We start from the raw sequence: 12,453 nt of genomic DNA on the forward strand, positions 1-12,453 counted from the left end.
ATATCCCTCGGGGTGTCTTATTGCCCGTCACCTGTCGGTCAAATGAGGCAATTGAATGACCCGCCCGTCCGGTCTCCCTGTTACATCGCGCGGTCGCCGATATCCAGCCCTCCTTTCTCTTTTTTTGACAGGGCGTTAACGTCATCGATCAATCTTTCGCGCATTCCGGCGGTTGGTCGCCTTCACCGCATGCGGTATTTTGCGGGCGAATCAGCGAGGAATTCACTGCCATGAGTCCCATGCGACGCCTCCTTCCCTTCGTTACCGCGCTTCTGGTCGGCGTTCCCGCACTGGCCCAGCCGCTTCACGGCATCGCCATGCATGGCAGTCCTGCTCTCCCGCCGGACTACAGGCACTTCACGTATGTGAACCCGGATGTGAAGAAGGGGGGCAAGGTGACCTATGGCGTTGTCGGGACGTTCGACAACCTCAATCCGTTCATCCTGAAAAGCATGCGCACGACCGCGCGCGGCATGTGGGACCCCGCCTTCGGCAACATGATGTACGAATCGCTGATGATCCGCTCCAGCGACGAGCCCTTCACCCTTTACGGGCTGCTGGCCGAAAGCGTGGAATGGGACGACGACCGCACCTTCATCCAGTTCAACCTGAACCCCAGGGCAAAGTGGTCCGACGGCCAGCCGGTGACGCCCGAGGATGTGATGTTCACCCTGGAACTCCTGCGGGACAAAGGCCGCATTCCGTTCTCGGAGCGGCTGGACCCGATCGCAAAGATGGAAAAGGTCGGCGAGCATGGCGTCCGGTTTTCCTTCAAGGACAAGGGGGAACGGGAATTCCCGCTGATTCTCGCGAGCTTTACGCCGATCCTGCCAAAACATGCCGTCGATCCGGCCAAGTTCGACCAGACGACGCTGAAGCCGCCGATCGGCTCCGGTCCCTATGTGGTGAAATCGGTCTCGCCCGGCGAGCGGATCGTCTATGAGCGCCGGCCCGACTACTGGGGCAAGGACATTCCTTCGAAGATAGGCTTCGACAATTACGACCAGATCGCCGTCGAGTATTTCCTTCAGGACAATACGCTCTTCGAAGCCTTCAAGAAGGGCGTGGTCGATATCTATCCCGACGGCAGTCCGACGCACTGGGCCCGCGCCTACGATTTTCCCGCCGTCCAGAGCGGCGACGTCAAGAAGGACGCTTTCAAACCGCAATTGCCGACCGGCATGCTCGGCTTCGTCTTCAACCTGCGCCGGCCGATCTTCTCCGACGTCAATGTGCGGGCCGGCCTGTCGCTCGCCTTCGATTTCGACTGGGCCAACAAGAACCTCTTCGACGGCGCCTATACCCGCACCGAAAGCTTCTGGCAGAACTCGCCGCTGACCTCGCTCGGCAAGCCGGCCGAGGATCGCGAGCTCGCCATCCTCGGCCCGGCCAGGGACAAGATAGAACCTCAGGTGCTGGATGGCACCTATCGGCTGCCGAAAACAGACGGTTCCGGTGCGGACCGCAAGGTGCTGCGGGAGGCCGTCGATCTCCTGAAGAAAGGCGGCTACACGATCAAGAACGGCCGGATGACGGACACATCCGGCAGGCCGCTCGCCTTTGAGGTGATGACACAGACGCCCGACCAGGAGAAGCTCGCGATCGCCTATCAGCGGACGCTGAAGATGATCGGCGTCGAAATGTCGATCCGGACCGTCGACGATGCGCAATACCAGGCGCGCTCCGGGGATTTCGATTATGACATGATCGTCAAGTCCTATCCGTCCTCGCTTTCTCCCGGGATAGAACAGGTCAAGCGATGGGGATCGGCGTCGCGGGATGCCCAGGGAAGCTTCAATTTCGCCGGGACGGCCGATCCGGATATCGACCGGCTGATCGAGGCGATGCTGAAGGCCCGCAGCAAGGAGGATTTCGAGGCCACCGTGCGCGCCTATGACCGACTGCTGATTTCCGGTCACTATCTCGTGCCGCTCTACCACATCGCGGAACAATGGGTGGCGCGCCGCGCCCATATCGGCTATCCGGAGAAGCTGCCGCTTTATGGCTACCAGCTCAACGTCTGGTGGGACGAACGCGCGCAATAATCCGGAACTTCCCGGTCCCGCCATGAAAGGACGCCGCCATGGAGCGCGTAACCATCGATATCGTCTCGGATGTGGTCTGCCCGTGGTGCTATCTCGGCAAGGCACGGCTTGAACTGGCCATCGCCGACGTGCAGGACGAGATCGGGGTCGACGTCAACTGGCGGCCATACCGGCTCAATCCGGACCATCCCCCGGAAGGAGTCGACCATCAGGCCGATCTTGCCGCCAAGCTCGGCGGCAAGGAGGCGGTGGAACGCGCACACGCCATGCTGCGGAAACTCGGCGAAGAGGTCGGGATTCACTACAATTTCGAAGCGATCAAGATCGGACCCAATACGCTCGATGCACATCGGCTGCTGCATTGGGCGATGACGGAAGGCCGGACCGTTCAGGACAAGGTCGCGACCGCGCTCTTCAGGGCGAATTTCGAGGAAGGACGCAATGTCGGCGACCACAGGGTATTGGCCGACATTGCCGAAGCATCCGGTCTCGACCGCAAGGTCATCGAGAACCTTCTCAAGACGGATGCGGACAAGGACGCGGTTCTCTCCGAGATAGAGGCCGCACAGAAGATGGGCGTCACCGGCGTGCCCTTCTTCATCATCGACGGGCAATATGCGGTGAGCGGGGCGCAGACGCCGGACGTCCTCGCGAATGCCTTGCGCGAGATCGCCAAATTGAAGTCGGAAGCCCGCAAGGGCATGATCTGAGCCGTTCCAGGAGCCTTGACTTGCGTCGCGACCAGAGCCTGAAGGGCGTTCTCCTGGCCTTTGCCGCGTTCGCCGCCTATTCCTGGAGCGACGCCAGCGTCAAGATGATCGAAGGCGCGCTGAGCGCCTACGAGATGTCCTTTCTCGGAGCCCTCTTCGGCCTCGCCGGCTTCCCCCTTCTCATGAAGCCCGGCGACCGCTGGACGGATGCATTCAGGACGTCGAACCGGGGCCTTTGGCTTCTGCGTTTCTTCGCGACAAGCGCCGGCACGATCGGCAGCGTGGTGGCCTTCACCCATCTCTCGATGGCAGAAGCCTTCGTGCTGATTTTCCTGCTGCCCTGTTTCGTGACGATCATGTCCGTGATCTTCCTCAAGGAACAGGTGGGCATCAAAAGATGGAGCGCCGTCGCGATCGGCTTCATCGGCACGCTGATCGTGTTGAGGCCCGGTTTTCGGGAATTGTCGATCGGTCACCTGGGCGCCATGTTCGGGGGGCTGAGCGGCGCCATCTCGATCGTCTGCTACCGGGCGATCGGCCCGTCGGAAAAGAGCATTTCGCTTTACAGCGCCGGCGTGCTCGGCGTGCTGGTCATCTGCGGCCTGCTGATGATCCCCGACTTCCGGTTTCCGACCCTGGAGCAATGGCTCTATCTCGCCGGCTACGGCCTGCTGGCGGCGGCGGCCGCGATCCTGATGATGTATGCCGCGAACCATGCCCCCGCCGCAATGATCGGACCGACGCAATACAGCCAGATGATCTGGGCCGTACTGTTCGGTTATCTGATCTTCGGCGACCGTGTCGATCTGCCGATGCTGGCCGGCATCGTGCTGATCATCGGCTCGGGCCTTTTGACGCTGGCGCGCGAACGGGCGCGCAATGTCCCGTTGCCGCCCGCCGTCGCCACCGACCCGCAAGCGGCGGGCGCTGCGAAGCCGGAATCATAGACGCGATACTTGATTATATTTTTGCGAGCTCCGCGAACTGGGTCATCACCTGCGCGGCGGCCACCAGCCGCTTTTCGGGCGATGGCAGGTCGCGTGTCAGGAATACGCTCTGATCCGGGCGGATCTTCGCAAGCGTCCCCTGCCTGGCGATATAGCCGACCAGCGCCGCCGGGTTCGGAAACTGCTTGTCCCGGAAGCTCACGACGACGCCCTTCGGTCCGGCCTCCAGCTTCTCGACATTCGCCTTGCGGCAGAGCGACTTGATGTAGACGACCTTCAGCAGGTTCTGGATCTCCGGCGGCATCGGGCCGAACCGGTCGACCATTTCCGCGCCGAAACCGTCGATCTCGGACAGTTCGGTCAGTTCGCCCAGCCGGCGATAAAGCCCCATGCGCAGATGCAGGTCCGGAACGTAACTTTCCGGGATCATCACCGTGATGCCGACGGAAATCTGCGGAGACCAGCCGGTATCGGTGATCTCGTCATCACCCTTCACCTCCGCGACCGCCTCCTCCAGCATCTGCTGATAGAGCTCGAAGCCGACTTCCTTGATATGGCCCGATTGTTCTTCGCCGAGCAGATTGCCGGCGCCGCGTATGTCGAGGTCGTGGCTGGCCAACTGGAAACCGGCGCCGAGGGTGTCGAGCGACTGCAAGACTTTCAGGCGTCGCTCGGCGGTCGCGGTAAGCGGCTTGTTGACCGGCAGCGTGAACAGTGCGAAGGCGCGCACCTTCGAACGTCCGACACGGCCGCGGATCTGATAGAGCTGGGCCAGGCCGAACATGTCGGCGCGATGCACGATCAGCGTGTTGGCGGTCGGAACGTCAAGGCCGGATTCGACGATGGTCGTGGAGAGCAGCACATCGTATTTGCCGTCGTAGAAGGCATTCATGATGTCTTCCAGTTCTCCGGCGGGCATCTGGCCATGTGCGATCGCAACCTTCAATTCCGGCACATCGGACTGCAGGAACGCCTGGATTTCCGGCAGGTCGGCGACGCGCGGGCAGACGTAGAAACTCTGGCCGCCACGATAATGCTCACGCATCAGCGTCTCGCGGATGACGAGCGGATCGAAGGGCGAGATGAAGGTGCGCACCGCCATGCGGTCCACCGGCGGCGTGGTGATGAGCGAAAGCTCCCGCACGCCGGTCATCGCGAGCTGAAGGGTGCGCGGAATCGGCGTCGCCGACAGCGTCAGGACGTGAACGTCGGTCTTGAGTTCCTTCAGCCGCTCCTTGTGCTTCACGCCGAAGTGCTGCTCCTCATCGATGATGAGCAGGCTGAGGTTCGCAAATTTGATACCCGCGCCGAGGAGAGCGTGCGTGCCGACGACGATGTCGATCTTGCCGTCTGCTATCCCCTTCTTCACGTCCGCCAGTTCCTTGGCCGACACGAGGCGCGACGCCTGGGCTATGGTTATCGGAAGCCCCCGGAAACGTTCCCTGAACGTCTTGTAGTGCTGGCGGGCAAGCAATGTGGTCGGAACGACGACCGCCACCTGCGCACCGTTCATGGCAGCGAAGAAGGCGGCCCGAAGCGCCACCTCCGTCTTGCCGAAACCGACGTCGCCGCAGACGAGGCGATCCATGGGGCGGCCTGCGGAAAGGTCCTCGCGTACGGCATCGATCGCGTTCGCCTGGTCCTCCGTCTCGTCATAGGGGAAACGGGCGGCGAATTCGTCGTAAAGCCCCTCCGGCGTCGCAAGGACCGGCGCGCGGCGGGTCATGCGCGTGGCTGCAATGCGGATCAGGTCGTCCGCCATGTCGAGCAGGCGCTTCTTGAGCTTCGCCTTGCGGGCCTGCCAGGCGCCACCGCCCAATCTGTCGAGCTGAGCTTCGGCGGCATCCGAGCCGTAGCGCGACAGGAGATCGATGTTCTCAACCGGCAGGAAGAGCTTTGCCTGGTCTGCGTAGTGCAGCTCAAGGCATGCGCGCGGCGCGCCGGCCGCCTCGATCGTGACGAGGCCGACAAAACGGCCGATGCCGTGCTCCGCATGGACGACGAGCGAGCCTTCGTCGAGGCCGGCCACTTCCGTGAGGAAGTCCGCACCCCGCTTGCGCCGCTTGGCGCGACGGACCATCCGGTCACCCAGGATATCCTGCTCGCCGATGACAGAGATCCTGTCCGTCTCGAAGCCCGCTTCGAGGCTCAGGACCGCCGATGCGGCCTCACCCTTCTCAAGCAGGTCGAGGTCGTCCAGCTTTTCGATCTGCCTGATGCGTTTCAGGCCGCGTTCATCCAGAACCTGCAGCAGGCGGTCGAGAGAACCGGCCGACCAGCCGGTGACGAGAATCTTGATCCCTTCGGCACGTTTGTCGGCGATGTGCTTAACCACGAGATCGAAGACATTGACGCGTTCGTCGCGGTCCTTCTCCTCAGCCTGGGATTTTGCCCAGCGCGGACCGGCATGCGCATCGACCGTCACCACGCGGCGACCCTCGGCATCCACCTCGTTGAACGGGGTCAGCCGCAGCGCGCCGGCCGCATCCAGCGCGGAGGAAAAGGCCTTGCCGTCGAGATAGAGCTGTCCCGGCGAAACGGGCTTGTAGGGAGTTGCCTGCGCCGTGGCCCCCTTCCCTTGCGCGCCGCTGTCGCGCCGCGCCTCGTAATAGTCGAGGACGAGTTTCGAACGCTCGTTCGCCGCCTCGCGCGCCGTGTGGTCGGTGACGATCCGGAACCCTTCGAGGTAATCGAAAGCCGTTTCGAGCCCGTCGTAGAACAAGGGCAGCCAATGCTCCATGCCGGCATAACGTCGTCCTTCGGAGACGGCCTGATAGAGCGCGTCGTCACGGGTCGCCGCACCGAAGAGAGACAAATAATTCCTGCGGAAGCGGCTGATCGTATCGGGCGTCAGCGTCACTTCGCTCATCGGGTTCAGATCGAGCATGCGCTCCTGCCCGGTCGTGCGCTGGCTTGCCGGATCGAAGGAGCGGATCGATTCCAGCGTATCGCCGAAGAAGTCGAGGCGGACCGGCTCTTCCGTACCCGGCACGAAAACATCGAGGATGCCGCCGCGCACGGCGAATTCGCCGACCTCGCGCACCGTCGCCACTCTTTCGAACCCGTTTCGATCGAGCCGCGCGGCGATATCGTCCATGCGGATCTGATTGCCGGGCCTGGCCGAGAAGGTCAGGCTCTCGATGATCCCGGCGGGTGCGATCTTCTGCAGCATGGCATTGACGGTGACGAGCACGATCGCCGCATGCGGCTTCTTCCGGTGCGCGATGAGGCCGGAAAGCGCAGAAAGTCTCCTGGCGGAGACATCCGCGCTCGGAGACACACGGTCATAGGGCAGACAGTCCCAGGCGGGCAGCGTCAACACCGGGATTTCCGGCGCCACGAAGGATAGCATCTGCTCCAGATCGGGCATGCGCTGGCCATCGGACATCACATAGGCGACCGGCTGGCCGGCACGCGCGAGCTCGGCAAGGATCAGGGGCTCCATGCCCGGCGGTACATTGCCGACAGTCAGCGGGCTCTGGGCCGCCGCGATTCTCTTTGCATCGAATCCGGGGATCATCGGGATGGAATTCATTGAGTCTTTCCGAGCCTCGCCTCCAGGGAGGCCTTGGTGACAGGATCGAAATCCGGCGTATAGGCTGCGACGCGGGCAAAAAGCGGCGTCTTCAGGTGTTCCGGCAATGGCTGCGCGCCGGTGATCCAGGCATGCAGGTCGTGGTCGTCCTCGCCCATGATCGCCTCGAACTCGTCAAGCTCGTGATCCGAAAGACGCCCGATCTCCGCCTCGGCGAATTGCCCGAAAACAAGATCCATCTCGCGGATGCCTCGATGCCAGCAGCGATAGAGAATGCGCCGCCGGCGCGGGTCGAGATCCGCGCTCGTGCGCGATAGTCCTGTCATGTCCATACCCCTGTTTTGCGGTTCATATAGGATTCTTTTCGCGCCGCGTCACCTTGCCAAATGGGCGAAACCTGACGCAATTTGCACCGCATGCGTCCTGCCATCCTTGATCCGCTGTTCTCGCCCGTCGCCTCACTTGCCGGCGTCGGGCCGAAGCTTGCCGAATTGATCGCACGCGTCACCGGCCGCGAGGACCCGGACGATTGCCGGGTGATCGACCTGCTCTTCCACGCCCCCCATTCCCTGATCGACCGCAGAAACCGACCCGGCATCGCGCTTGCGCCGCAGGGTGCAATCGTCACCATCGAGGGCCGTGTCGACCGGCATCAGCCGCCGCCGCGCGGCAAGTCCAACCTGCCGTACCGCGTCTTCCTGCATGACGATACGGGCGAGCTGGCGCTGACCTTCTTCCATGCCAAAGGCAACTGGCTGGAGAAATCCCTGCCGATCGACGAAATGGTGATGGTGAGCGGCAAGGTGGACTGGTTCAACGGACGCCCGTCGATGGTCCATCCGGATTTCATCGTGAAATCCTCCGAAGCGGAGAACCTGCCGCTCGTCGAACCCGTCTATCCGCTGACCGCGGGCCTTTCGCCGAAAGTGCTGCGCAGGGCGGTCGATGGCGCGGTCGCGCGCCTGCCCGATCTTCCTGAATGGGCGGACCCGGCGCTGACCGCGCGCCAGGGTTTCCCCCCCGTGGCGGAAGCGTTCCGGCGACTGCACGAACCGCGCGATGAAACGGATGTCGCGCCGCAATCGCCCGCCCGGCGGAGACTTGCCTATGACGAGTTCCTGGCGGGCCAGGTGTCGCTCTCGCTGGTCCGTCAGCGCATCCGGAAAGTCCCCGGCCAGCCGATCCGGGTGAAGGGCGATCTCGCTGCAAGGATCGTTGCGGCCCTTCCGTTTTCGTTGACGCCCAGCCAGCGCGGTGCGGTCGACGACATCCTGAAGGACATGGCCGGCGAGGAACGCATGCTCCGGCTTTTGCAGGGGGACGTCGGTGCCGGCAAGACCCTCGTCGCGCTGCTCGCCATGGCTGCGGCCGTCGAGGCCGGCGGCCAGGCGGTGCTGATGGCGCCGACGGAGATCCTCGCGCGCCAGCACTTCTCCACGATTTCGAAACTCGCGGGTGCCGCGGGCATAGCGGTCGACGTGCTGACGGGACGCACCAAGGGCCGCGAGCGGGACGAAATCACCGAACGAATTGCCTCCGGGGAGGCGCAGATCGTCATCGGCACCCACGCCCTTTTTCAAGATGCGATCAACTATCACAATCTGGCCCTCGCTGTCGTGGACGAGCAGCATCGGTTCGGCGTTCACCAGCGGCTGCGGCTGACCGCCAAGGGTATCTCTCCCCACATGCTGGTGATGACCGCGACGCCTATCCCCCGCACGCTGGTGCTTGCGGCCTTCGGCGATATGGACGTTTCCAAGCTGACCGAAAAGCCGGCCGGCCGCAAGCCGATCCAGACGGTCACCATCCCGACCGAACGGATCGGCGAGATCGTCTCCCGGCTCCGCGGCGCAATCACGGAAGGAAAGAAAGCCTATTGGATCTGCCCGCTCGTCGAGGAGTCGGACGTGTCCGACCTCATGTCGGCGGAAGAGCGGCATTCGGTGCTGGCCAGGGAACTCGGCCACGGCAATGTCGGGCTGATCCACGGGCGCATGAGCGGCCCGGAAAAGGACGCGGTCATGACCGCCTTCAAGAACGGCGAACTGCGCCTGCTGGTCGCAACGACGGTCGTTGAAGTGGGCGTCGATGTGCCGGATGCGACGATCATGGTGATCGAGCATGCCGAACGCTTCGGTCTCGCGCAGCTTCACCAACTCCGCGGCCGGGTCGGGCGCGGCGACGAGGCCTCCACCTGCATCCTGCTCTACAAAGGCCCGTTGAGCGAGACGGGACGTTCGCGGCTTTCCATCCTGCGGGAGAGCGAGGATGGGTTCCTGATCGCCGAGGAGGACCTGAAGCTACGCGGCGAAGGCGAGCTTCTGGGCACGCGCCAGTCCGGCACGCCCGGCTTTCGGATCGCAAGCCTCGAGGCGCATGCGGACCTGCTGGAGATCGCGCGAAAGGATGCGGCCTACCTGCTCGAACGCGACCCGGAACTCACAAGCGAACGGGGCCGGAACATGCGGGTGCTTCTCTACCTGCACCGACGCGACGAAGCAATACGGTTCCTGAGAGCAGGGTAGATCAGCCCGGGACGACCGGCGGCGGCAGGACCGCGGTCGGCGCGCCTGCGGAGGATTTGTATTCGGGCGCGATCAGGCCGCCGGAGATCAGCAGCTTGGCCCCCTCTTCCGGCGTCATGTCGAGCATGATGATCTTGCTCTTCGGCACGAACATCAGGAAACCGGCCGTAGGCACCGGTGTCGGGGGCATGAAGACCCCTACCATTTCCTCGCCGTCGGCATTGAGCTTTGCCGCGATCTCGCCCTGCGCATCGCCGGAAATGAAGACCAGCGCCCACATGCCGGGACTCGGGAATTCGATCAGCCCGCATTTCTTGAAGGAGGTGGATTGCTCCTTGAGCACCGTTTCCAGGATCTGCTTCACGCTTCGGTAGATCGTCCTGACCAGCGGCATGCGATGCAGGATCGACTCGCCGAAATTGACGATCGACCGCCCGATCAGGTTCCTGCCGAGGAAACCGACAATGGTGATGAACACCACAGCAATCAGCAGGCCCGTGCCGGGAATGGTGATGTTGAAATAATATTGCGGATCGTAGCGCTGGGGAATGTAGGGCGTCACCCAGCTATCGGCCCAGTCGATGAAAGCGAACGTCAGCCATATGGTGATTGCGACCGGCGCGCAGATGATGAGCCCGGTTAGGAAATTATTCCTGAGACGGCCGGCCAGCGATATTCGCTCGGGACTGTCGCTCATTCGGCTTTCCTGATTCACCTGACGCACTGCCGCATTCGTTTGAATGCGACAATGCCGGATGCGATGTTGCTATGCAAGGAAAAGCGGCGGAGATCACTCCACGGTGACGGATTTCGCCAGGTTGCGCGGCTGGTCGACGTCGGTTCCCATGAAAACGGCCGTATGATAGGCGAGCAGCTGGATCGGCAGCGAAAAGATCATCGGAGCGATGATCTCGTCGACATTCGGTAGCGTGATCGTCGCCATGGTCGGCAGCTTCGAGGCGGCCGCGCCCTTTTCGTCGGTGATGAAGATGATCCTGCCGCCGCGCGCCGCCACTTCCTGCATGTTCGAAACCGTCTTTTCGAAAAAGCGGTCATGCGGCGCGATCACGATCACCGGCATGTTCTCGTCGATCAGCGCGATCGGTCCGTGTTTCAGCTCGCCGGCGGCATAACCTTCCGCATGGATATAGGAGATTTCCTTGAGCTTCAGTGCCCCTTCCAGGGCGAGCGGAAAGCTCGTGCCGCGGCCGAGATAGAGCACGTCCTTGAAACGGGAAAGGTCGCGCGACAGCGCTTCGATCTGGGGCTGGATATCGTTCAGGACCCGGCTCATGATGCGCGGCATTTCGGCGAGATGTTTCACCATCGCCTTTTCGTCGCCAGCGGTCACCGTGCCGCGGGCGCGGCCAGCACCGATCGAAAGCGCCGCCAGAACGGCGAGCTGGCAGGTGAAAGCCTTGGTGGAGGCGACACCGATTTCCGGCCCGGCGAGGATCGGAAAGATTGCGTCCGACTCCCGTGCGATGGTCGACTCCCTGACGTTGACGACAGCGCCGATCTTCAGCCCCTGATCCTTGCAGTAGCGCAGCGATGCAAGCGTATCGGCGGTTTCCCCGGACTGGGAGATGAAGAGCGCGGCCTGGCTGGGCGACAGAGGAAGCTCCCGGTAGCGGAACTCGGATGCCACATCGATTTCCACCGGCAGGCGCGCATAACGCTCGAACCAGTACTTGCCGACGAGACCGGACAGATAGGCCGTACCGCAGGCGGAAATCGCCAGTCCCGAAACCCCGCCGAAATCGATCGCCGTGTCATTCGCCTTCACCGTGTGGCTGGCGAAATCGATATAGTGGCTCAACGCATGGGAAATGATCTCCGGCTGCTCATAGATTTCCTTCTCCATGAAATGCCGGTGATTGCCCTTGTCGACCATGAAGGCGGCGGCCTGGGAGATATGGCTTTGCCGCTTCTGCGGCCTGCCTTCGTAGTCGACGATCTCGACACCCCGGTGGGTGACGATGGCACAGTCGCCATCGACCAGATAGGTGATCTCGCTGGTGAAGGGCGAAAGCGCGATGGCGTCCGAGCCGAGGAACATTTCCTCCCGGCCATGACCGATCGCCAGCGGCGGTCCGAAACGGGCAGCCATGATCGTGCCGGGATCGTCCTCGAACATCACCACCAGCGCATAGGCGCCGGAGACGCGGTTGAGCATGGCGAGCATGGCTTCGCTATGATCCATTCCCTGGCGGTTATATTTCGCAAGCAGATGGGCCACCACCTCCGTATCGGTCTGGCTTGCAAAGATCGCGCCCTCGGCCAGCAGCTCGTCCTTCAGCTCGGAGAAGTTCTCGATGATGCCGTTGTGGACGACAGCCACGCCTTCGACGAAATGCGGATGGGCATTGGTCTCGTTCGGTACGCCATGGGTCGCCCAGCGGGTATGGGCAATCCCGATCATCCCCGGCAGCGGCTCGGCATCCAGCTTCTTCTCAAGGTTGAAAAGCTTGCCTTCGGCTCTGCGCCGGTCCATCCGGCCGCCGTGGATCGTGGCTACCCCGGCGGAATCATAGCCGCGATATTCGAGCCGCCGCAATGCATCGACCAGACGCGCCGCCACCGGCTCTTTTCCGACGATCCCGACAATTCCGCACATGAACGTCCCTCTCCGCTTTGATGAAACCCGCGCGAATTCCTAGCCGATTGCGGATTTCACGCAATCATCCGACC

The 12,453-nt window shown here is 62.7% G+C and carries 8 protein-coding genes; 4 read left to right on the top strand and 4 right to left on the bottom strand.

The features are described 5' to 3' along the window. Positions 1-239 precede the first annotated feature (239 nt). Genes ACFFP0_RS18555 through ACFFP0_RS18565 form a run of 3 tightly spaced genes read left to right on the top strand, consistent with a single transcriptional unit; the run spans position 240 to position 3,702 of the window. The gene (locus tag ACFFP0_RS18555) at positions 240-2,045 is read left to right on the top strand and encodes an extracellular solute-binding protein (RefSeq protein ID WP_377263658.1); all 1,806 of its coding nucleotides are present in this window, start codon (positions 240-242) and stop codon (positions 2,043-2,045) included. Positions 2,046-2,083: 38 nt separating this feature from the next. Further along, positions 2,084-2,755, top strand: coding sequence for a DsbA family oxidoreductase (locus tag ACFFP0_RS18560; protein ID WP_377263562.1), 672 nt, complete (start codon positions 2,084-2,086; stop codon positions 2,753-2,755). A gap of 20 nt (positions 2,756-2,775) precedes the next feature. Continuing rightward, positions 2,776-3,702, top strand: a complete 927-nt coding sequence (locus tag ACFFP0_RS18565) for a DMT family transporter (RefSeq protein WP_377263565.1) — start codon at positions 2,776-2,778, stop codon at positions 3,700-3,702. A 13-nt stretch (positions 3,703-3,715) separates the two neighbouring features. On the opposite strand, the gene mfd is transcribed toward ACFFP0_RS18565, so the two are convergent. Then, positions 3,716-7,222 carry a transcription-repair coupling factor gene (gene mfd / locus ACFFP0_RS18570; RefSeq protein WP_377263660.1) on the bottom strand — a complete coding sequence of 1,169 codons (3,507 nt, stop codon included), beginning with the start codon at positions 7,220-7,222 and terminating at the stop codon, positions 3,716-3,718. A gap of 11 nt (positions 7,223-7,233) precedes the next feature. Continuing rightward, entirely contained in the window at positions 7,234-7,563 is a 330-nt protein-coding gene (locus ACFFP0_RS18575) for an FAD assembly factor SdhE (protein WP_377263567.1), read from the bottom strand. A 90-nt stretch (positions 7,564-7,653) separates the two neighbouring features. Between ACFFP0_RS18575 and recG the strand changes: the two genes are divergently transcribed. Then, entirely contained in the window at positions 7,654-9,762 is a 2,109-nt protein-coding gene (recG, locus tag ACFFP0_RS18580) for an ATP-dependent DNA helicase RecG (RefSeq protein WP_377263569.1), read from the top strand. A gap of 1 nt (position 9,763) precedes the next feature. Here the strand turns inward: recG and ACFFP0_RS18585 are convergent, their stop codons facing one another. Then, on the bottom strand, positions 9,764-10,459 hold the full coding sequence (locus ACFFP0_RS18585) for a DUF502 domain-containing protein (RefSeq protein WP_377263570.1): 696 nt from the start codon (positions 10,457-10,459) through the stop codon (positions 9,764-9,766). A gap of 93 nt (positions 10,460-10,552) precedes the next feature. Next, complete coding sequence (gene glmS / locus ACFFP0_RS18590) at positions 10,553-12,379, bottom strand: glutamine--fructose-6-phosphate transaminase (isomerizing) (RefSeq protein WP_377263571.1); 1,827 nt, start codon at positions 12,377-12,379, stop codon at positions 10,553-10,555. Positions 12,380-12,453: the final 74 nt, after the last annotated feature.

This window comes from Neorhizobium puerariae (assembly GCF_042429745.1).
Classification (GTDB): Bacteria; Pseudomonadota; Alphaproteobacteria; order Rhizobiales; family Rhizobiaceae; genus Neorhizobium; species Neorhizobium puerariae.